Below are 22,839 nucleotides of genomic sequence, written 5' to 3' on the forward strand. Positions count from 1 at the left end.
ATGAAGACAGCAATCGTAACCGACAGCACCGCATATATCCCGAAAGAAATTCGTGACCAACTGAATATTCATATGGTGCCGCTAAGCGTTGTCATCGGAAATGACACCTACCAAGAAGAAATAGACATTAACACCACAGAATTCTACGATAAAATCCGTAAGGGTGGAGCCCTACCAAAGACATCCCAGCCTGCACTTGGAAAGTTTATCGAAACATACGAACAGCTAGCAAAAGAATACGACGCGGTGATCTCCATCCATCTCTCAAGTGGTATCAGCGGAACACTTGCTGGAGCAGAACAAGCGGGAGAAATGGTAAACGACATCGACGTACGCACATTCGACACAGAAATTTCCTGTATGGTTCAAGGCTTCTACGTACTTAAAGCCGCTGAAATGGCCAGAGAAGGTGCTACACCTGACGCAATCCTTGCAGAACTAGACAGCATGAAACAAACAATGAGAGCATACTTCATGGTCGACAATCTAGACCATCTCCATCGTGGAGGAAGACTAAACGGCTTCGAGCGCGTCATTGGATCTGTACTTCAAGTAAAACCGATTCTGCACTTCGAAAACAAAGTTATTGTTCCGTTCGAAAAAGTCCGAACGAGAAAAAAAGCGATGAAACGTATCTCGGACATGCTCCAGGCTGACTCAAACAAATTCAACATAAAAGCAACGATCATCCATGCTAACAACGAAAACGAAGCAATCGCATGGAAAAACGAACTCCAAGCAACAATGCCAAACGTAGAATTCACGATCAGCTATTTCGGTCCCGTAATTGGTACACACCTTGGGGAAGGGTCAATGGGTCTCGGTTGGTATAAAAATAACTAAACAGGAGAACGCCTATGAATGAACAATTGCAGCATTTTCTCACCGGTCGCATATGGCTTCGCGAACATACCCCATTTCCCCGCGAAGTCATCGACGCCCACATTAACTCCGGCTACATCCACCTAAAGCCCGGCATCATCGCAAAAACAGAATCTGTCCTTTTTTGGCAATCAAAGAAGAACGTCTGCAACAGATGCCACAACACAAATCAATCCTTTTTTCACACATTCAACTGTGCACGCTGTAACAAAATTTGTACCTATTGTCGCCACTGTATCCGAATGGGGCGGGTGAGTAGCTGCTCAGAATTGCTCCTGTGGGCCAAGCAGCATGCTCGCGGCGCGAACGCTCATGTGTTTACATGGAGCGGGGAACTTACCCCACTTCAGCAAAAGGCAAGTGAAGAACTACTTGCTAGTGTCGAACAAAACAAATCCCACTTATTAAATGCAGTATGTGGAGCAGGAAAAACAGAGCTCCTATTTCCCGCCATTTTTGCAAGTTTACAAGCAGGCAAAAGAGTTTGTGTTGCTGCTCCAAGAACGGATGTTATTTTAGAGTTATACCCTCGCTTTCTCAAAGTCTTCCCAAATACAACAATTCATGCATTGTATGGAGGTGCACCTGACCAACAAGGATTTGCTGAATTAGTGCTAGCCACTACCCATCAACTTTACCGATTTGTACATGCCTTCGACGTCGTATTTGTCGACGAAGCAGATGCATTTCCCTATTATGCGGACGAAACACTCCAAGCAGCAGTTACTAAAGCGGCTAAACAACATGCAGCCATTCACTACGTAACAGCCACTCCTACCAAATCTTTAAAAACAACCAATCAATCTATTCTCACGAGAAGATATCACGGCCACGACCTTCCAGTACCTAAATTCGATAGCCTCTGGGGTTACTTCAGACAATTGAAGACAGGGAAAATTCCACACAAACTACTAAAGTGGATAAATGAAAAAATAGAAATCGAAACGCCTTTTCTAATCTTCCTACCTACTATCGAAATGCTTGAAAACTTCCCAGGAGAAATACCTAGAGTTCACGCTGAACACCCAGATAGAAAGGAATTAGTTATGCAATTAAGAGAAAAGCAAATACCTGGTTTACTAACAACGACCATACTAGAACGTGGGGTAACGATTGAAAATGTCCATGTAGCAGTAGTGGGAGCAGAGCAACCGATTTTCACTTCCAGTGCACTCATTCAAATAAGTGGACGAGTAGGCAGGTCTGCACAGTATCCAAGCGGAGACATCACATTCTTTCATCATGGGATAAGTAAAGAAATGGATAAAGCGAAGGATACGATAAAAGGATGGAATCGTTCATGACTTGTTTAATTTGTGGCACTCCTTATCAATCTACACCAACTTGGTCTAAGCTCTTTTTAAACCAATTGGACTCTTCCACTTGCACTAGATGCTTCGAGAAATTTGATATATCAGATTCGACCATAGATTTTACCGATTTTCTAAGAACACCTTATGAAGGAACAGTCGACTCAGTCTTTTGTTTATACACTTATAATGAACCCATGAAAGAATTTCTGCACCAATACAAATTTCTACAAGACGTAGCATTAGCAAAAGTCTTTGCTGGGAAGCTGCAACAGGCATTTCAGACGAGAGAAGGCATTATCGTCCCTATTCCCATGCATCCAGAAAAATTAGAATTACGCACATTTGCTCAAGTTGACGAGCTGTTAAATGCAGCACAAGTTTCCTATCAACAATTACTCGTTAAAACAAAATCTAAAACACAAGGAAAGAAAACAAAAAAGGAACGCTTAAAAACCACAAACTTGTTCGAATCAATGAGTAACATAGAAGAAACAAATTATATTTTATTCGACGATATTTATACAACTGGTGCTACCATTCATCACGCTGCGAAGATTTTAAAGGACTCCGGGGCGAAAAGAGTGGATGCAATCACTTTAATAAAAGGCTAACTTGCCGATAAAAGATAAAAGAATATTATCTGGAGGTAACACCATGGGAGAACTAAAAAATTGTCCTTCATGCGGCGAGTTTTTTAACTATACAGGAATGAGAGAAGTATGTAACAACTGTGCAATGAACGAAGAAAAACTATACGAAATAGTATATCGCTTCCTCCGCAAGCGCGAAAACCGTGCAGCAACAGTAGAGCGAATTGTAGAAGCAACCGGCGTTGAGGAATCACTATTACATAAGTGGGTACGCAAAAACCGTCTGCAACCAGCAATGTTCCCAAATTTAGGTTATCCATGTGATAGTTGTGGAAAAATCACGAACCAAGGCAAACTTTGTAAAACATGTACGGAAGATTTAAAATCAGGACTCCGTCAATTTGATGCAGCAAAAGAATTCAGAGACAAAGTAGCAAACCAGGATCATGGAACTTACCATGCAGATACCAAAAGAAAATAAACTCTCACTTTGTGTGGGAGTTTTTACTTAGGTGAAAACTTTAATATAAAATAACTACCCCAAAAGTATACGAGTTCAACACACAACGCATGAAGGCGCTACAAGCTACCCAAGTTCCATCGAAAGGCACACGAGTTTAACCCAATCAAAACCTTTATCACTCAACCAAGCACTAGTTCCACCAAAAGACCCTTCAATTCCACTAACAGCTTTAATTCACAAGACCTATTCCTTATAAATCGTTCAAATTACTCTAAACACTTCATATTTAGTGCCGAAATAATACATAGACACTACGCAAGAAGAGGGGAGGAATTCTTATATGAAAATAACAAACGTTGGTTTAAATCAAGTAAATCCCTACAAACGCAATCAGCAACAAGCGGAAAAAGTACAGCAAACAACTAAAACAACGGCAGATCAATTGGAAATTTCATCCGCTGCTAAAAACATGCAAACAAAGTCGTCTATTGAAGTAGAACAAGCAGAACGAGTGGCTGCCATCAAAGCAGATATCGAAGCTGGAACATACAAAGTAGATGCAAAACAATTAGCATCCAATATCTTAAATTATTACCGCATCTAGTAAAAGGAGCTTACAAACATGTCCATCGATAACATTTTGCAATCTTTAACAAAACTAGATATGCTTCACAAAAGTTTGCTAGAGATTGCATACAAAAAAACTGAAGCTATCAAAATTGGTGACATGGACAGTCTAAACCAACTGCTCAAGGACGAGCAGGCACATGTTGCAGGCATTTCACAGCTAGAACAACAGCGTCAGTTAGAGGTAACGGATTACCTTCGAGCAAAAGGAATTGCTCCTACTGACAACCCAACTGTAGCACTAGTTATAGAAAATACCACCACAGACACAGAAAAAGCCCAACTAATAAAAGCACGCAATAATCTATTATTAACATTAGAAACATTAAAAAAACAAAATGATTTAAATCAACAGTTAACATATCAATCACTACAATTTGTCAACATGACACTCGATATGTTGCGTCCAAAGCCAGACCAAATAAACTACTCACAAACTGAAGTAAAAGGTCCATCAAATGACAAAACCTACTTCAACTCACAAGTCTAAGGAGGCGAACCCATGCGCTCTACATTTATGGGATTAGAAACTAGTAAACGTGGTATGTTCACACAACAAACAGCTCTTTATACAGTAGGACATAATATTTCAAATGCGAACACTCTCGGGTATTCTCGTCAACGTGTTAATATGCAACCAACACTTCCATATCCAGGGATTGGTTTAAATGCACCAAAAGTTCCTGGCTTTATCGGAACAGGTGTAGAGGCACATTCTATCCAACGAATTCGTGACCAATTCATCGATCGTCAATATAGACAAGAGACGAACGAACTTGGTTATTGGGAAACCAAATCAAAAGCAATTACACAAATGGAAGATATCATGGCAGAACCATCCGATTATGGTCTAAATGAATCATTAGATTTATTTTGGAAATCACTAGAAGAGTTGAGTACATCACCTGAAAATGCTGGTACCCGGAGAGTGGTTACTGAGCGTGGAGTTACAGCAGCGGAATCATTTAATTATATTTATAAACAACTTGTAGAAGTACAAGGTAACTTAAAAAACGAAATTGATGTTACAACAAAAGATGTAAATTCTATTCTAAAACAAATCGCAGCACTGAATGAGAACATCGCTAAAGTCGAGCCAAATGGATATTTGCCAAATGACTTGTATGATGCTCGCGATACCTTAGTTGATGAATTATCTCAGTACTTCCCTATAAAAATAGAATACGCCAAAAATGGTGGTAATTCACTTGCAATTGCAGAAGGCAACATGACGATAAGTATTAGAACAGGTAAACCAGTACCTAACGATACTATTAAAATTGTCGAAGGCAAAGAAGCATCGCAATTTGAACATAATCTTCCTGTAGGAGATACTAAAGATCCGTTCCAAGGATTTACGATTAACGGGATTCCGGCAAATGGTGCTACGATTAATCATACGGAACTTTTACCAAATCAAGGTAAAATGCTTTCCCTTATTAATTCATATGGATATGGAGCCAATAAAGAAGGCGTATATCCAGAAATGCTTGCCCAACTTGATAAAATGGCTCAAGAATTTGCTAAAGCGTTTAATGAAGTTCACTCTAAGGGTTATGGACTTCCTCCTGGTAACTCACATTTAGAAAACTTTTTCGTAGATCCAAATATTCCATATGCTCCAGTTGATCCGAACAATCCAGACTATGGGAACACTATTACTGCTGGAAATATTGCAGTAAATAAAGTCATAAAAGATGACCCAAGTAAAGTGGCTGCTTCTACTGAACCTGATCAAGAAGGTAATGGAAAAAATGCCGTTTTACTCGCAGCAGTTAAAACAACTTCAATATTGGGATTAGGCAATGCAACTGTTCAATCCTTCTATCAATCTTTAATCGGAAAACTAGGGGTAGATGGAGAGCAAGCTAATCGTCTTGCTGAAACTACAGCAGTTAAACAACTTACAATCGCTAATAACCGTGCATCAGTAAGTTCCGTTTCACTAGATGAAGAAATGACGAACATGATCATATACCAGCAAGCATACAATGCATCTGCTCGTATGATTACAGTAGTAGATGAAACTCTAGATAAAATTATAAATGGAATGGGCCGAGTAGGATTATAAAAGGGGGTAAATAATATGCGCGTAACTCAATCAATGCTGTCGAGTAATATGCTTCGTAATTTATCGAGCAGTTACTCAAAGATGGGTACTCTTCAAGAACAACTCAATACGGGTAAAAAGATATCTCGTCCATCACAAGACCCTGTAATTGCGATGAAGGGAATTGGATATAGATCCGATTTAAATAGAGTAGAACAGTTTGAACGTAACTTAGGTGAAGTAAACAACTGGCTAGATTCATCAGATGATGGACTAGATAAAGTTGGGGCAGCGTTACAACGAGTTAGAGAACTGGTCATAGATGCCAATAACGATACAAAAACACCAGATGACCGCGACAAAATTGCAAAAGAAATCGAGCAAATTAAATTACAAATCCGTGATTTAGGAAATTCGAAAGTTGGAGATAAGTATATATTTTCTGGCACCAAAACGCTAGCTCCCTTGTACGATCCAAATGGGAATGCTCCGCTATATGATGCAAACGGATTTTTAAATGCAAATCATCCTGGAGTTACAGAAGATGTCAACATCGAGATTAATGCAGGCGTAGAAATAACGGTAAATACGAACGGAATCGGAGTGTTTGATGAAATTGATGATATGATGAATCAGCTACAAACTGCCCTAGAAACAAATGCTCCTTTAGATAATTTCATAGGGTTAGCGGATAAAAACATGGATACAGTACTTACAGCTCGTTCAAAAATAGGAGCACGTCAAAATCGCGTCGAGATGATGGAAAATCGTCTCTCTTCACAAAATTTAATCGTAACTAAACAATTGTCTGAAAACGAAGATGTTGAATATGAGGAAGCTATTACAGACTTGATTACGCAGGAATCGATTCATCGTGCTGGATTAGCTGTTGGATCTCGAATTATCCAACCATCATTAGTAGATTTTCTACGCTAAGTCTTCGCGGAATTAATTACTTATTATTATCAAAATTTAAAAAGGCGTTTGGATATAAATCCAAACGTCTTTCTTTAGAAGGTGACATTATTGAATATCCCACAACTTCAAATTACTACGACACGAGGTGTTCTAGGTCTTCAAAATACACCAGGAACTCAAGAAATAGAACAACCACGTGCAATTCTTTCGCAACAACAACCTGCTGCTATTCTAGAAATCTCAACGACAAGTTCCGAGCTTTCTCTTGATACGACAGAAGTACGTGCCGATTTAGATTTGAAAAGCGTTTTTAAACGAACTGAGGAGTTTGCCGAACTTGGTATCCAAGAAGGGATGGAAGGGATTGCACGCCGGGCGGAACAGGGCAGGGAACTGATGAATATTGGCAATGGAAATAATGTCATCAAACAGCAAGCTATTGAAAATGGAAGCCGCCCAATGAAATCATTAGGCATCAAGTTTGTTCCGAATCCATTAAAGCTACAAATGTCAATTCAACCGGGAACACTCGATATTAACGTAGAGCCACAAAAGCCGATAAATGAAGTTACAATTCAGAAACCAATTTATCGATACACTCCAAGTAAATTGACAGCTCAAATGGAACAATGGCCGTCCATTAAAATTGATGTTAAATGGTAGTTATGATAAAGCTCTCCAATTAATAATTGACTAAAGGACTTGTATATATACAAGTCTATTTTTGAGAGAGATACAATGGTAGTATTAATCGTAAGCAAGAAGAAAAGGAGTGAATCTTATGCTAATCCAAACAAAGTTCTTTGGTGAAGTAAAACTAAATTTAGAACAACTTTGGCGTTTTCCAAAGGGCGTTCCAGGTTTCGAAGACCAAAAAGAATTTGTTTTACTCCCAATTGAAGGGAACTCACTTTTTCAAGTATTACAATCAACTAAAAAAAGAGATATTGCACTAATTGTAGGAAATCCATATGTATTAGTGCATGAATATTCCTTTGATATCGATGAACCAACAATTGAATTACTTGATATTAAACAAGAGGATGATATTTTTGTTCTAGGGGTTTTGTCATTAAAAGATCCATTAGAAACGTCAACAATTAACTTGCAAGCTCCTATTGTATTTCATACAACAAAAAAATTAGCGAAGCAAATGATCCTCAATGACAATAAATTTGCAGTACGTCACGTAATTGGCTCGAAACCATTACCAAATAAAGAGGAGGCGTGACCGATGCTTGTACTATCCCGTAAAATTAATGAAACAATCAAAATTGGGGATGACATCGAACTTAGAGTACTAGAAGTAAAAGGAGACTCTGTTCGGTTAGGAATTGATGCGCCAAAGTCTATGGAAATTTTGCGAGGTGAACTAATTCTTACTGTTTCCGAAACAAATACAGAAGCAACTGAACTAAAAGAAGACCTTTTCAAGAAACTCTCAAAATAATATTAAACTTTTTAAAAAAATAAACTAAACATATATAAAGCTAATCCGATATTAATATTGTAAGCAGCAAGTAAGGAATACCGGCCGATTCCTGAACGTTGTAAACAAAAAAAATCTAGTTCACATGGATGTGAACTAAACACACTCAAGGAGGAAATTTATAATGAGAATTAATCACAACATCGCTGCGCTTAACACGCACCGTCAACTTACTGGTAACAACGCTGCTGCTTCTAAAAGCATCGAAAAACTATCTTCAGGTCTTAAAATCAACCGTGCTGGCGATGACGCTGCGGGTCTTGCAATTTCTGAAAAAATGCGTGGACAAATTCGTGGTCTAGATATGGCTGCTAAAAATTCACAAGATGGTATTTCACTTATTCAAACAGCTGAAGGTGCATTGAATGAAACACATTCAATCCTTCAACGTATGCGTGAGCTAGCTGTACAAGCTGGTAACGATACAAATACAACTCAAGACCGCGAAGCTATGCAATTAGAAGTCGATGAGCTAACTAAAGAAATCGACCGCATTGCAACAACAACTGAATTCAATACACAAAAACTATTAAGTGGTGGGATGTCTAACAAAGTACTTCAAGTAGGTGCAAACTCTGGTCAAGCTATTACGTTTACAATCCAAGATATGCGTGCAGCTGCTTTAGGTGTAGATGCAGCTCAACTTGGTACTATCACAGGTCGTACTGGTGCGACTGAAGCGATTACTAAAATCGATGCAGCAATTAGTCAAGTTTCAAGAGAACGTGCGACAATGGGTGCTGTTCAAAACCGTCTTGAACACACAATCAACAACTTAGGTACTTCTTCTGAAAACCTAACAGCTGCAGAATCACGTATTCGTGACGTTGACATGGCTAAAGAAATGATGGAATTCACGAAAAACAACATCTTGACACAAGCTTCACAAGCTATGCTTGCACAAGCTAACCAACAACCACAAGGTGTACTACAACTACTTCGTTAATCAGTAGTTAAACAATGATTAAAAAATAGATAGCCTTAACTGGCTATCTTTTTTTTAGATTAAGGAGGGAATACTTTGCTATATGTAAATGACTATTTGGTGACTGAGGAAAATGAGTTAGAAATAGTAGCGCAACAACTGAAGGATTACTTGTTTAAAGAAAAGTTAATCATCGTTAGAGAGGATCAAGTTCCGGTAACACAGGAAGAATTAGCGAGTCTGTTACAAACCAATGCTCCAGAGATTCGATTAGTAGCTATGTATACTACAGTATTGCTTAGGGAATTTAAAGAAGAACTAGAAAATTACATTCAAAAAGTGGAAGTATATATTGAAGATATGCGCGAAACAGAAAACTTCTCAGACGTTTTAAATGGCTTTGTCCAAACAACTGAAGCATTATTAGAGTTTTCAGTTGTCCAAGAATTTTTACAAAAAAGTTTAGTCAATCAACAACAAGTGAATGACATTTCAACTAAAACACTGGCGCGTGCTGAAGAAGGAAACTTAGAATATGTATTAGATATATTAGAATATGAAGTATTGCCTATTCTTCATTATTTCTTAGATGAGACAAATGAGGTAATGTAAATGACTTATACAATTCGTACCGAGCAATCTGATTCAAATAAGGAAGTCTATATTTATGAAAAAGCAGGAAAGACAACACCCTTGAATTCATTGTATTCACCAGAGAAAGAGGCGCAACGTTTTCTAAAAAAAATCTCTTCTTTAAAAAATAATTTTATCATTATTCTTGGTTATGGTAATGGTGAGTTGTTAGAGCAACTTGTAAAGTATGATATTTATAAGCAAAATGCTCATATTCTTTTTATTGAGCCATTCCAAGAAGTACTAGTAAGTGATGTACATACAGAGACTTTTAAAAGCCAGAAGGATAAATTATCATTACTATATTATAAAGATCTAAGTTCTATTTCATTTATGGCATTTTTATCGGAGTATATTGGTTTGCCTACATCTATTCAAATACATCCTAATTACATGAAAATTGACGACCCTGCTATAAAAAATTGTTTAGAAGTTATTAATGACGGAATACAAACAAAACAAATTATCAATAATACTGAGATGAAGTTTGCGAAAGATTGGATTATTGAACCATTATTAAATATAAAATACACGGAAAAAGCTATTAAAATACATACTTTAAAAGATAAGTTCAAAGGGCAAAGAGCCATTTTGGTTGCAGCAGGACCATCACTTCAACAACATATAGAATTTTTAAGGCAGAATAAAAACTTTTTCTATATTTTTGTGGTTGGTCCTGCTTTACGTGTATTACTTGATAATGGTATTAAACCTGACTATGTTTTAAGTATAGACGCAGGTATTGTGAACTATGAAACACATTTTGAAGGAATTGATTTCGAAGGCACTTTAATTTATGAAACGATGTCAAATTCAAATATTCAAACGAACCATAAAGGTCGATTAGTGGTCTCAAAAACAACATCTGATAATATTTCTCCTCAATTCGTTGAAAATCTGTTTGGATTTATACAACCTTCACCATCCGTAGCTATCTTTACATTGCGTGTAATTATACATTTTGGTTTTTCAGAAGTCTATTTAGTCGGTCAGGATTTAGCCTTGGTAAATGGAGATTATTATGCTGAAGGAGTACAGCATCATGCGGCTGTGCAAAATGTCAAAGAAGAATTGTTAGTAACAAATAATCTAGGTCATCAGGTAGGCACTACAAGGCAATTGAAGATATTTTTAGAAACATTTGAAGCAATGATTTTAGGGCTACCAGCTGATATCGCGATATTTAATTTATCTAAGCACGGTGCTAAAATCGAAGGTGCAACATATATTGATGAAAGCATTATTACAAAAGAGATAAAAAATATAATTATTATGGAGGAGGATCCTCAAGAGGACTTAATCGACTCGCTAGCAATTAGAAAAGAATTTACTAGAAAACTAAAGAGCTTACAAAAACAAGTGTTCGAAGCAAAAGATAATTTGGATAGATTAGTTCGAATTTCGGTTGTGACGGCAAACGATATGCCTAAGGTAGTAAAAGATTTTAGTGAGATTAGGCAAAATGCAATCTTAGAAGAAGTATTACTTGCTAATTTAACTTTTATGTTTAAAAAAATCGACAACAAATTTAAAATGTTTGACCTTAAAAAGAAGTATATGAGTAAAAATTATTTGGAACTAATAATAGAATTGGAGAAATTTTACTCGCTCATTAGTAAGATTTGTATTGAAATAATAACGGATCAAAGGTTAAAGAACTAAAATAAAGAGTCATGGCTGTTATTAAAGCCATGACTCTTTATTTTGTACTATTTAGTTATATGTGAATGGAATGCTATCCATGTCACCATCAAGGTTCACAACGATTTCGACGATTCCTGGCGCCACACCGGCTGGTATAGCAACACGGAGTTGAGTTCCAGATAGATATGTGAATGTTGTTGGTTTACCACCAACAGTTACAGTTAAATTTCTAGTGAAATTTGTACCATAGACAATTGTATTATAGCCACCTTTTACTGAACCATTATCTAAAGATATACGAGTAATTGTAGGCTTAATTCCTTCATATTTGAAGGAATCTTGTAATGTAGCTTCTTGCATATCTGGGTTAATAACTTTTACAGAAACAATACCCTTTACTGTTACACTAGGTGTTTTTACTGTGATTTGTGTAGGTGAAAGAGATGTATAAGTTGCTAGTTTATCTCCAAAATATACTTTAGCGCCACTTTTAAAGTTATCACCCGTAATTGTAATAATATCATTACCAACAGTAGAACCTACGTTACTTGATAGTGCGGTAATGATTGGTGCAGGATCTGGAACAGGTTCTGTGTACGTAAATCCGTCTACCAATGTAGAACCTTGACCATCATTGTTTTCTACTCTCACGTCTACTGCACCTGCTACATTACTTACTGGAATCGTAGCACGTAAAGTAGTTGAAGAAAGATATTTGACAATTGCTTGTTGGTTTCCAAAAAATACTTTTGTAGAACTGTCAAAAGTTTTTCCAGAAACAACTGTACTCTGTGATAGGCCTACTAAGATTGTATCTACGGACAAAGAAGTAATCTCAGGTATTGGTGCTGGTGGCGGCGTTAAATACTCATAAGCATCCGTTAATGTAGCACTCATTCCATCTGGATTTTCAACTTTTACCGCAACTTTTCCTGGTTGAGTAACTGCAGGTACAGATACTCTAAGGGAAGTAGTGCTCATAAAGGTTGTGGTAGCTTCAACATCTCCAAAATATACTTTTGCACCACGAGCAAAATTTTTCCCGGTAAGAATAGTGTTTAACCCACCCTTGAGCTCACCACTTGTTAGGGATAAGCTTATTAATTCAATCTCTGGAGGTGGTGGTGGAGCAAGGTAAGTATATGAATCTATGAGTTCTACACTTGACTGATCAGGATTGACTACCTTAACTGTTACAACTCCACTTACGCTAGCTGTAGGTACAGTAGCACGTAAAAGAGTAGCACTACTAAAGCTAGTTGGGGCTTCAACCCCGTTGAAATATACTACGGCCCCTCTTAAATAATTTGTCCCGTTTATAACAACTGTATTGCCACCTTCTAGTGGACCTTCAGCAGGTGAGACAGTTGTAATTGTTGGGATTGCATAATAGTTAAAGTTACCAATTGCAAATTGACGATCCGTATTTTCAACTTTAACTTGTACGGTTCCTTGCGTACCAACAGGTGTAGTGACGATAATTTCATTGTCGGTAACTGAAGTAACTGTACCTAAAACTGACCCGAAGTAAACTTTGACACCAGCTAAGAAGTTTTGGCCAGTAATTGTTACTGTTTCTCCACCTGTAGTAAGACCTTTATCTTCTGTGATGCTTGTAATAATTGGTGCGTGATTTTTAATTTCAACAATTGGGTTTGTAGTGTTCAATGAATATGTAGAACCATCGCCAATTTCAAATGTTGAAGATGTTTGTGCTACAGTGTATTTACCAGCAGTAGCATCAGCTTTCGCACGTACTTGGTAAGTAAAACTTAGTTCATTTGTCTTCAATTCAGAGATGAACCATTCGATCTTGTTGCCTGTAACAGTTGGTTTAGGGATATGATGATCATATGAACCAGGAACCAATTCAAACTCAGGAGAAATTGTATCTGTGATTGTTACATTATAAGCACTTGCAAGACCAATTTCTTCTACAATTGCTTTGTATACATCAGATAGTCCAACTGAACCTAAGACGAAATGATGATGATCAAATGAAGAAGCCATTTCCTGTAATAATTTGTTAGGCGCGCTAGTATCAGGGTTTTCGTTTGGTCCCAATAAAGCGATTGAATAGAACGTGATGCCAGCATCTTTAGCAGCTTTAGCAGCAGCTAGAGCGTCTGGTGCACTATTTGCAGCTCCATCCGTCATAATGACAATTGTTGGTTGTGCATCAGGGCGTTTATTTGCTAGCGTTGCAGTAGCTGCTCTAATCGCATCACTCGTATTTGTCCCTCCGCCTAGTTGAATTGTATCAACATATGCTTTTGCAGCAGTTTTGTCAGTAGTTAAAGGAAAAGTAGATGCACGATCACTATAGTCTACTATTCCGAGTTCATGCTTCGTTAAATCCATCAAATCGATAAATTCTTTAGCTGCGTCTTTTGCAGCATTCAGTCTATTATCAGCCTGCATACTCCCAGACTTATCAATGATTAAAACCACATCATTAGGTTTTACAAAGGTAGAATCTTGTGGAGTACCTTTTACAGTAAGTGTTACGTCAGTTGTCTCCCCTTTAACGAGGGTGTTGTTACTTACTGTTTTGTTAATTTTCATTAAATCGCCACTTTTAACTGTTGCAGCTTCTGTTGAAAGTGGTAAAGCTATGCCGATAATAAGGATAGCTATTAAAAATAGTTTTAAACTTTTAAAAAACTTCATGGAATCCATTCCTTTCTAATCTATTATAATTCTATTTTTATATCGGCAAAATGGAAGTTAGGTTTAGGTAATTTATATCATGAGATAAAATTCAGTCATTTAGCACTAAAGTTTTAAAAATTATCCTTTTAAAGGACTTTAGTTATGAGTAAATAGTAATAGGAGGAAATGCTTTGAAAAATTCGAAAATAATGGTTACGGGTGCGGATGGTTTCATTGGCTCTCATCTAACTGAAGAACTAATTCGTCAAGGGTACGACGTTCGTGCATTTGTTTATTATAATTCATTTAATTCATGGGGTTGGTTAGATCAAACTTCTAATGAGATTAAAAAGAATCTAGATGTATTCTCGGGGGATATTCGTGATCCTCACGGTGTAAAAGAAGCCATGAGAGGGTGCACACATGTCCTTAATTTAGCTGCTTTGATTGCCATCCCATATTCCTATCACTCACCAGATACCTATGTTGATACGAATATAAAAGGAACGTTAAATGTTGTTCAAGCAGCACGTGAGTTGAATGTTGAAAAAGTTATCCATACATCTACAAGTGAAGTATATGGAACGGCTAAATATGTTCCGATTGATGAAAATCATCCACTTCAAGGGCAATCTCCTTATTCCGCTTCTAAAATAGGCGCAGATCAGATGGCATTATCCTTCTACAAATCATTCGATACACCGGTTTCAATTATTCGGCCATTTAATACATATGGTCCACGTCAATCGGCACGTGCTGTTATTCCGACAATTATTGGTCAACTAGCAGCAGGAAACACCAATATAAAATTAGGAGCTATTAGTCCTACTCGTGACTTTAATTTTGTGAAAGATACTGTGAATGGCTTCATCTCTGTTATGAATAGCGACAAATCGAATGGGGAAGTTATTAATATAGGGTCAAATTACGAAGTTTCCATTGGAGAAACAGCAGAAATGATTGCAGATATTATGAATGTACGTCTGACGATTGAAACGGATGAGCAACGTATTCGTCCTGATAAAAGCGAAGTGGAACGTTTGTGGGCAGATAATCAGAAAGCAAAAGACATTCTTGGATGGGAACCCAACTACGGTGAAAAAGATGGTTTAAGAAGGGGCTTAGAGGAGACTATTGAGTGGTTTACAAATCCCCAAAATTTAGCTTCATATAAAACGGACGTGTACAATATATGAATCGTCAATGGATTACATTTGCTACTGCCATAAAGGAGTTATATCAAAAAGATTTTGTTCCACTTCATGAACCAACATTTAATGAATTGGAATTGGATTATGTCACTGATTGCATACAATCCGGATGGGTTTCATCAGTCGGAAAGTATGTCGACCGTTTTGAAAAGGAATTGGCTGAGTTTACTGGAGTAAAAAGAGCTGTTGCAGTAGTCAATGGCACAGCAGCCCTTCATATTGCATTGAAAGTAGCAGGGGTACAAGCAAACGAAGAGGTATTCATGCCGTCACTGACTTTTATCGCAACTGCAAATGCAACAACGTACTTACAAGCAATACCACATTTTGTCGATGTTAGCGAAGAAACGCTTGGACTAGATCCGTTCATGTTGGAAGAGCATATTAAGGATATCGGTGAAATGAAGAATGGACAATTGATGAATAAGAAAACAGGTAGAGTAATTCGTGCGGTTGTACCTATGCATACATTTGGTCATCCAGTCGATATTGATCCGTTAATTGAACTTTGTGAACGTTATAACTTAGTGCTTGTAGAAGATGCAGCTGAATCACTTGGTTCCTATTATAAAGGAAAACATACAGGTGGATTTGGTCGTGTTAGTGCATTGAGCTTTAATGGCAATAAGATCATGACTACAGGTGGAGGTGGCGCCATTTTAACGAATGATGACAAGCTCGCTGATTATGCCAAACATCTAACCACAACTGCTAAAGTTCCTCATCGCTGGGAGTATGAGCATGATGAGGTTGGTTTCAACTATAGAATGCCAAACATTAATGCAGCGCTTGGTTGTGCACAGTTGCATAAAGTGGCAACTTTTATCGAACAGAAGAGACAGCTTACTCAGTTTTATGAGAAGCTAGTTATGTGTATAGATGGAGTAACTTTATTTAAAGAACCAACTAATACAAAAGGAAACTATTGGTTGCAGTCTTTGATATTAGAACAAAATTTTAGTCGCGATACCGTCTTGGAGTTTTTAAATGAAAATGGTGTAATGTCCCGACCGATCTGGACACCGATGGATGAGTTAAGTCCGTACAAACATATGCCAAAAGCTGAATTGATTGTAACAAAACAATTAAAAAATACGTTAATTAACATTCCGAGTACACCATTGAAAGTGAAGTGATGTCTTTGCGTCGAAAAATATGTGTTGTCACTGGTACAAGAGCTGAATATGGCCTACTCTACTGGCTTATGAAAGAAATTCAAAAGGATGAAGACCTAGAACTACAAATAATTGCAACGGGAATGCATCTATCGCCAGAGTTTGGCATGACATATAATCAGATTGAGCAAGATGGATTTATGCTAAATGAAAAAGTTGAAATACTACTTTCATCTGATACTTCAGTAGGTGTAGCTAAGTCTATAGGGCTTGCAACAATTGGTTTTGCAGATGCATTTAAACGACTAAAACCAGACTTACTAATTATTCTTGGAGATCGATTTGAGATGTTGGCTGTTGCACAAACAGCACTTATTATGCAGCTGCCAATTGTTCATTTGCACGGAGGAGAATTGACTTTTGGGGCATATGATGATTGCATCCGCCATTCGATTACGAAAATGGCAAGCTGGCATTTTGTCAGTACGGAATTGCATCGTAAGCGAGTTATCCAACTAGGGGAACATCCGGAACGTGTATGGAATGTAGGAGCTCTTGGTATCGAGAATATTTTAAAAATACCATTGCTCACTAAAGCTGAATTATGTACAGATCTAAAGCTTGACGACAATAAACCGTTCTTTTTAATTACCTATCATCCTGAAACCAATGGTAATACAAGTGGCATATATCCACTGCTATCTGCTTTAAATCGCTTCCCGGATGCCCATCTTATTTTCACAAAAGCAAATGCAGATAACGGTGGAAGGGTTGTTAATGCAGAGATTGAGCAATTTGTTTTGAAAAAACCTAATGCGTATCTTTTCGAATCGCTAGGACAGTTACGTTACTTAAGTGCAGTGAAACACGCAGAAATTGTTATTGGTAACTCATCTAGTGGGCTGATTGAAGTACCTTATTTACGGACTCCAACGGTTAATTGTGGAAATCGCCAATTGGGTAGAGAATGTCCATCTTCAGTTATACAAGCTTCTCTTGATGAGAATTCTATTTATGAAGCGATTAAAAAAGCGATGAAATTTCAAGGTTCATATGAACAAATATTTGGAGATGGGGAAGTATCCAAAAAAATCGTCAAGCAAATTAAAAAGTTTCCTCTTCAGTCGATTCAAAAGGAGTTTTATGACCTATGAGCAATCAAACATATATAATTGCCGAAGCTGGTGTTAATCATAATGGTTCACTTGAAATGGCAAAACAATTAGTTAATGTCGCAAAGCAAGCAGGTGCGAATGCGGTGAAATTTCAAACATTTAAAGCAGAGAATTTAGTAACGCGTTCTGCACAACAAGCTAGTTATCAAGTGAATAATCTAGGTGAAGCAACTTCTCAATTTGAGATGTTGAAAAAACTAGAATTAACTTATGAGGAATTTGTTGAACTTAAAATTTACTGTGATGCCAATCAGATTGAATTTTTGTCGACACCTTTTGATATGGAAAGTGTCGATTTTTTGTTAAATGAAATCGGAATGAGGACTTTTAAAATCCCTTCTGGTGAGCTTACGAATAGTCCTTTTATTCACTATATTGCTACGAAGAAAAAACCAATGATTCTATCAACGGGAATGGCGACAATGGATGATATTCATGATGCATTGTCATTCATAGCTTATGGTTTAGCATATCCAGAACAATTAGTTGATCTAGCTCAAGTTAGAACATTTTATCAAACGAGAGAAGCAAAGTCTCTTTTAGATGAATATGTGACAGTTTTACACTGTACAACGGAATATCCTGCACCATCGAATACTATAAATCTGAAAGCAATGCAAGAGATGAAACGAGATTTAAGATTACCAATCGGCTTTTCTGATCACTCAGAAGGTATCGCAGTAACGCTTGCGGCAGTGGCATTAGGAGCAGTTGTAATAGAGAAGCACTTTACATTAGATCGCAATTTACCAGGTCCAGATCATCTTGCTTCGTTAGAACCAACAGAGTTAAAAGAAATGGTCGCTGGGATTAGAACAATTGAAAAATCTCTTGGAACTGGGCAAAAAATTCCAACCAAAATTGAACTTGAGAATCGGCAAGCTGCTAGAAAGAGTATTGTTGCTAAGGTAGAGATAGCTGTTGGCGAAATATTTACGGAAAGCCATTTTGCTATTAAACGTCCTGGTAATGGAATGTCACCAACTTCGTATTGGTCTTTAATTGGGAAAGCTGCAAAGCGTTCTTATAGAGTGGATGACTTAATCGATGAATAAGCCATTAATCATAATAGGAAATGGTGGTCATGCCGCTGTATTAGTAGAAATACTAATTGCACAGCAAAGAAAAATAATAGGGTATACCGCACCAAACGAGAAAGAAAACTTTTTGAAACTACCATATTTGGGTACAGATGATGTTATTATTAATTATCATATCGATGAAGTAGAGCTAGTATTAGGACTAGGAACGATTAATATTTCACCTATACGCAAATCGATCTTTGAACAATTTAGTGAAAAAAGCTATATTTTTGCGAATGTCGTTCATAATGCTGCCATTGTCTCTCCTACAGCACAAATTGGACATGGAGTTCAAATAATGGCGGGGGCTATTGTTCAAACTAATGTAACTATTGGAAACAACACAATCATTAATACAGGCACTATTATCGACCATGATGGCATTATCGGTAGTCATACCCATCTAGGACCTGGTACTACTCTATCAGGAGGAGTTAAAATTGGAGAGAATAGTCTTATCGGTGTTGGGACAGCAATAATTCAAGGAATTTCGATTGGTGACGAAACGCTAGTCGGGGCAGGTTCAGTTGTTGTAAAAAATATTGGAAACAGGAAAACCGCCTATGGAGTTCCTGCAAGGGATGTGTAACTGATGAAAAGTTGGAAAGATGTTCTTGTTCAACCTAAAACAACGATTTTGGAGGCTATGAGATTAATCGATGCTACGACTATGCAATTTGCTGCTGTAGTAGACGATAATCTGTTTTTGTTAGGAACCGTAACAGATGGCGATATTAGGCGTGGAATTTTAAAGGGGCTTTCGCTCGATACCGCTATCAGTGAAGTGATGAATACTTCTCCAATTTGTGAAAAAGAGGGCAAAAGGTCCAATTATTATAAAAAGAAAATGAGAGAAAGAAAACTAAAGCAGTTGCCCCTCATCTCAAGTACTAATCAATTACAACGTATAGTGTTTTCTGATGAGCTCGAGTTAACGTCAAAAAAAGTTAATAAAGTGGTATTAATGGTTGGAGGACTTGGAACAAGACTCCGTCCGCTAACTGATACAATACCAAAACCAATGTTAAACGTTGGAAGTAAACCAATTGTAGAGACAATTATTGAGAGTTTTAAAAACTATGGCTTTACGAATTTTGTTTTATCGGTTAACTATAAAAAAGAAATGATTATGGATTATTTTCAGGACGGTGCACATCTTGGTGTAAATATTGAATACATAGAAGAAACAAAAAGATTGGGTACAGCGGGTGCATTGTCGCTTTTGTCTGAAAAACCATTGGAACCTTTTTTTGTGATGAACGGTGATTTATTAACAAAAATAAATTTTGAACAGTTGCTAGATTTTCACTATGAAACGAATTCTGCTGCAACTATGTGTGTTCGTGAGTACGAATATCAGATTCCATATGGCGTCATTGAAACAGAAAATCATCAATTGTTATCAATTATAGAGAAGCCGGTACATAAAAGTTTTGTGAATGCGGGTATTTATGTGTTGAACCCTGGGGCACTAGAACTTGTACCAAATGAAGAGTTTTATGATATGCCCGAGCTTTATAAAAAGTTGATGGCTAAACAAGAAAAAGTTTCAGCATTTCCATTAAGAGAATACTGGTTAGATATAGGACGGTTAGATGACTACGAAAAGGCAAATGGAGATTTTAAGGAGGGGTTTAAATGAATAGTCAAAAAAAAGTGGTGGCACTAATACCAGCAAGAGGTGGTAGTAAGACCATTCCAAAAAAAAATATTGTAAATCTGGCTGGAAAACCATTAATTGCTTGGACAATTGAATTAGCACTGAAAACACCTGAGATTGATAAGGTAATCGTATCAACTGACTGTGACGATATCTCAAAAGTTGCACAAGAATATGGAGCTGATATTCATTTTAGACCTAAAGAATTTGCACAAGATAATTCTCTGCCTATAGATACCGTACGGCATGTTTTAGAAGAGCTAAAGAAAAGTAACTATGATACGGATTATTTAGTTTATCTTGAACCTACGTCTCCTTTACGAACTATAAAGGATATTAGTGGATGCATTCATCTAATAGTTGAGAAAGATTTTGATTCTGTGGCGACTTACACAGAAGCAACGTTAAATCCTCATCGGGCCTGGAAGATAAATGATGATCATCCTGAAATATTTATTGAAGGGGCAGTACCGTGGCTTCCTAGGCAGGAATTACCAGAAGCGTATCAGCTAAACGGTGCTGTATATATAGTGAAAGCTAGTAAAATTAATCAGGATAGTATTGGCTTGGTTATTGGCAAAACAGGAGCAATTATTATGCCAAAAGAAAGGTCAGTTGATATTGATGATTCAGTTGATCTTATTATTGCTGAAACACTAATTTCATTAAAAAATATTTGAAGTGATGGAGTGATTAAATTGATTTATTCATTAGAAAAACTATTTGATTTAAAAGGTAAAACTGCACTAGTTACCGGTGGAGCGGGTTATTTAGGAAGCTCTATCAGTGAAACATTAGCCGAATTAGGGGCAAATGTAATTATTGCTAGCAGAGATTTGGAGAAATGCAAAGATAAAGTGAATGAGTTGAAAACTGCATTTCCGGATGTGCAAATAGAAGCTATTCAATTGGATTTAATGAATAAGGAGTCCATCAAGAATATTGTAAGTCAATTAAATAAAATCGATATCCTTGTAAATAATGCATGGTCGGGTAATAAGAACTCGTTTGAATCAATATCCGATTCTGATTGGGAATATGACATCGATATGAGCTTGAATTCTGTTTTTAGGTTAGTGAAAGCAACAATGCCAAAATTAATTGAATCAAAGGGAGTTATTTTAAATATTACTTCTATGTATGGACATGTTGCACCTGATTACAGATTATATAATGATGAAAAATATACGAATCCTCCTAGCTATGGTGCTGCAAAAGCAGGGGTTATTCAATTTACTAAGTATTTATCAAGTTTTCTTGCGCCACATGAAATTAGAGTGAATTGTTTAAGCCCAGGTCCATTTCCTCATCCTGAAACCCAAAAAGATGAAGAATTTATGAACAGACTTTCAGGTAAAAATCCTTTGAACAGAATAGGGCAACCACATGAGTTAAAGGGAACTGTTGCATTATTATGTTCGAATGCATCAAGTTATATGACTGGACAAAATATTTGTGTTGACGGTGGTTGGGGTGTATGGTAAAAAAAATTGGATTAGTCGGTATTTCTGAAGGAAACGGACATCCTTATTCATACAGTGTAATCATGAATGGCTTTCATGAACAACACTTCAAGAAATCTGGTTGGGATGTCATTTACAAGTATGTTAAAAAACGTGATATATCTGAAATTGGATTTGATAATTCGGAGATCACTCATATTTGGACACAAGACTTAGAAATAAGTACGAGTATAGCAAAGTCCTGTAAAATAGAGCATATTGTAGAAGATTACAAAGACATGATTGGTCATGTAGACGCAGTTCTTATTGCAAGAGATGATTATGAAAACCATCTACTAATGGCTAAGCCTTTTCTTGAAGCTGGTTTGAAAGTATTTATAGATAAACCTTTGACTGTGGATGAAGAAGAGTTGAATTACTATAAACCATTTCTATTAAGTGGTCAGCTAATGTCCTTCTCTGGAATGCGTTATGCAATAGAACTAGACGATATTAGAAGTAATTTAGCAGAGTTTGGGAAGTTGAAATGCATTCAATCAACAGTGATAAATGATTGGAACAAATACGGGATTCATCTCATTGATGCAGTACTGGGGCTAATACCATTCGAGCCAAAATCGATAGAATATATACAGGGATCTGAAGGTATTTTCGTGATACTATTTGAAAATGGATTAGCTTGGACAATCACTACATTAGAAGAAGTGCCAAAAACTTTTAATATTAATATTTGGGGTTCTAACAAAAGAGAATCGATTGAAGTCAATGACAATTTCTCTATGTTCAGAAGGCTATTATGGAGATTTGTTAAACTGGTTGAGACAAATGAGATGCATTATGAACCTCGGGATACCCTTTTAGCAATTTGCTTACTGATTGCAGGGAATATATCCCGAAAAGAACGTAGAATAGTATACTTAGATGAGTTTAAAGAATCTTTGAAATGA

At 36.9% G+C, this 22,839-nt stretch carries 24 protein-coding genes; 23 read left to right on the forward strand and 1 reads right to left on the reverse strand.

Going from position 1 to position 22,839, the window contains the following annotated elements; genetic code table 11:
* The 14 genes from ACQCPR_RS04735 (at position 1) to ACQCPR_RS04800 (ending at position 11,552) form a co-directional block, all read left to right on the forward strand.
* On the forward strand, positions 1-843 hold the full coding sequence (locus ACQCPR_RS04735) for a DegV family protein (RefSeq protein WP_093494193.1): 843 nt from the start codon (positions 1-3) through the stop codon (positions 841-843).
* Positions 844-1,196: 353 nt separating this feature from the next.
* A complete protein-coding gene (locus tag ACQCPR_RS04740) occupies positions 1,197-2,186 on the forward strand; it encodes a DEAD/DEAH box helicase (protein ID WP_427138349.1) in 990 nt (329 codons plus the stop codon).
* Complete coding sequence (locus tag ACQCPR_RS04745; protein ID WP_427138350.1) at positions 2,183-2,806, forward strand: ComF family protein; 624 nt, start codon at positions 2,183-2,185, stop codon at positions 2,804-2,806. The genes ACQCPR_RS04740 and ACQCPR_RS04745 overlap by 4 nt, the downstream gene beginning before the upstream one ends.
* A gap of 43 nt (positions 2,807-2,849) precedes the next feature.
* On the forward strand, positions 2,850-3,266 hold the full coding sequence (locus tag ACQCPR_RS04750; protein WP_340879231.1) for a TIGR03826 family flagellar region protein: 417 nt from the start codon (positions 2,850-2,852) through the stop codon (positions 3,264-3,266).
* 322 nt (positions 3,267-3,588) lie between these two features.
* Positions 3,589-3,852, forward strand: a complete 264-nt coding sequence (gene flgM, locus ACQCPR_RS04755) for a flagellar biosynthesis anti-sigma factor FlgM (RefSeq protein WP_241595519.1) — start codon at positions 3,589-3,591, stop codon at positions 3,850-3,852.
* An 18-nt stretch (positions 3,853-3,870) separates the two neighbouring features.
* The gene (locus ACQCPR_RS04760; protein ID WP_427138351.1) at positions 3,871-4,365 is read left to right on the forward strand and encodes a flagellar protein FlgN; all 495 of its coding nucleotides are present in this window, start codon (positions 3,871-3,873) and stop codon (positions 4,363-4,365) included.
* A 12-nt stretch (positions 4,366-4,377) separates the two neighbouring features.
* Positions 4,378-5,946, forward strand: coding sequence for a flagellar hook-associated protein FlgK (flgK, locus tag ACQCPR_RS04765; protein ID WP_427138352.1), 1,569 nt, complete (start codon positions 4,378-4,380; stop codon positions 5,944-5,946).
* Between the two features lie 15 nt (positions 5,947-5,961).
* Positions 5,962-6,861 (forward strand): flagellar hook-associated protein FlgL, encoded by a 900-nt coding sequence (gene flgL, locus ACQCPR_RS04770; protein ID WP_427138353.1) that lies wholly within the window; start codon positions 5,962-5,964, stop codon positions 6,859-6,861.
* A 90-nt stretch (positions 6,862-6,951) separates the two neighbouring features.
* Positions 6,952-7,506: a DUF6470 family protein gene (locus ACQCPR_RS04775; protein ID WP_427138354.1), complete on the forward strand. Its 555-nt coding sequence runs from the start codon at positions 6,952-6,954 to the stop codon at positions 7,504-7,506.
* A 118-nt stretch (positions 7,507-7,624) separates the two neighbouring features.
* Entirely contained in the window at positions 7,625-8,074 is a 450-nt protein-coding gene (gene fliW, locus ACQCPR_RS04780; protein WP_427138355.1) for a flagellar assembly protein FliW, read from the forward strand.
* A gap of 3 nt (positions 8,075-8,077) precedes the next feature.
* Positions 8,078-8,293 carry a carbon storage regulator CsrA gene (gene csrA / locus ACQCPR_RS04785; RefSeq protein ID WP_427138356.1) on the forward strand — a complete coding sequence of 72 codons (216 nt, stop codon included), beginning with the start codon at positions 8,078-8,080 and terminating at the stop codon, positions 8,291-8,293.
* A gap of 163 nt (positions 8,294-8,456) precedes the next feature.
* Entirely contained in the window at positions 8,457-9,278 is an 822-nt protein-coding gene (locus ACQCPR_RS04790; protein WP_427138357.1) for a flagellin, read from the forward strand.
* A 75-nt stretch (positions 9,279-9,353) separates the two neighbouring features.
* On the forward strand, positions 9,354-9,869 hold the full coding sequence (locus ACQCPR_RS04795) for a hypothetical protein (protein WP_427138358.1): 516 nt from the start codon (positions 9,354-9,356) through the stop codon (positions 9,867-9,869).
* The gene (locus ACQCPR_RS04800) at positions 9,870-11,552 is read left to right on the forward strand and encodes a motility associated factor glycosyltransferase family protein (protein WP_427138359.1); all 1,683 of its coding nucleotides are present in this window, start codon (positions 9,870-9,872) and stop codon (positions 11,550-11,552) included.
* A 51-nt stretch (positions 11,553-11,603) separates the two neighbouring features.
* Here ACQCPR_RS04800 and ACQCPR_RS04805 read toward each other — a convergent pair whose 3' ends face one another.
* On the reverse strand, positions 11,604-14,204 hold the full coding sequence (locus ACQCPR_RS04805) for an IPT/TIG domain-containing protein (protein ID WP_427138360.1): 2,601 nt from the start codon (positions 14,202-14,204) through the stop codon (positions 11,604-11,606).
* Positions 14,205-14,395: 191 nt separating this feature from the next.
* On the opposite strand from ACQCPR_RS04805, the gene ACQCPR_RS04810 reads away from it, so the two are divergent.
* From ACQCPR_RS04810 to ACQCPR_RS04850, 9 genes are read left to right on the forward strand one after another with little or no spacing between them, the layout of a single operon-like run.
* Positions 14,396-15,382, forward strand: coding sequence for an NAD-dependent 4,6-dehydratase LegB (locus ACQCPR_RS04810; protein WP_427138908.1), 987 nt, complete (start codon positions 14,396-14,398; stop codon positions 15,380-15,382).
* Entirely contained in the window at positions 15,379-16,533 is a 1,155-nt protein-coding gene (locus ACQCPR_RS04815) for a LegC family aminotransferase (RefSeq protein ID WP_427138361.1), read from the forward strand. The genes ACQCPR_RS04810 and ACQCPR_RS04815 overlap by 4 nt, the downstream gene beginning before the upstream one ends.
* Positions 16,533-17,666 (forward strand): UDP-N-acetylglucosamine 2-epimerase, encoded by a 1,134-nt coding sequence (gene neuC / locus ACQCPR_RS04820; protein WP_427138362.1) that lies wholly within the window; start codon positions 16,533-16,535, stop codon positions 17,664-17,666. The genes ACQCPR_RS04815 and neuC overlap by 1 nt, the downstream gene beginning before the upstream one ends.
* Positions 17,663-18,742, forward strand: a complete 1,080-nt coding sequence (neuB, locus tag ACQCPR_RS04825; protein WP_427138363.1) for an N-acetylneuraminate synthase — start codon at positions 17,663-17,665, stop codon at positions 18,740-18,742. The genes neuC and neuB overlap by 4 nt, the downstream gene beginning before the upstream one ends.
* On the forward strand, positions 18,735-19,358 hold the full coding sequence (locus ACQCPR_RS04830; protein WP_427138364.1) for an acetyltransferase: 624 nt from the start codon (positions 18,735-18,737) through the stop codon (positions 19,356-19,358). The genes neuB and ACQCPR_RS04830 overlap by 8 nt, the downstream gene beginning before the upstream one ends.
* 3 nt (positions 19,359-19,361) lie before the next feature.
* Entirely contained in the window at positions 19,362-20,411 is a 1,050-nt protein-coding gene (locus ACQCPR_RS04835; RefSeq protein WP_427138365.1) for a nucleotidyltransferase family protein, read from the forward strand.
* Positions 20,408-21,109 carry a cytidylyltransferase domain-containing protein gene (locus tag ACQCPR_RS04840; protein ID WP_427138366.1) on the forward strand — a complete coding sequence of 234 codons (702 nt, stop codon included), beginning with the start codon at positions 20,408-20,410 and terminating at the stop codon, positions 21,107-21,109. Before ACQCPR_RS04835 ends, ACQCPR_RS04840 begins: the two co-directional genes overlap by 4 nt.
* 18 nt (positions 21,110-21,127) lie before the next feature.
* Positions 21,128-21,913, forward strand: a complete 786-nt coding sequence (locus ACQCPR_RS04845; RefSeq protein ID WP_427138367.1) for an SDR family oxidoreductase — start codon at positions 21,128-21,130, stop codon at positions 21,911-21,913.
* Positions 21,907-22,839 carry a Gfo/Idh/MocA family protein gene (locus ACQCPR_RS04850; RefSeq protein ID WP_427138368.1) on the forward strand — a complete coding sequence of 311 codons (933 nt, stop codon included), beginning with the start codon at positions 21,907-21,909 and terminating at the stop codon, positions 22,837-22,839. The genes ACQCPR_RS04845 and ACQCPR_RS04850 overlap by 7 nt, the downstream gene beginning before the upstream one ends.

The sequence above is a fragment of the Psychrobacillus psychrodurans genome (assembly GCF_050209195.1).
Classification (GTDB): Bacteria; Bacillota; Bacilli; order Bacillales_A; family Planococcaceae; genus Psychrobacillus; species Psychrobacillus psychrodurans.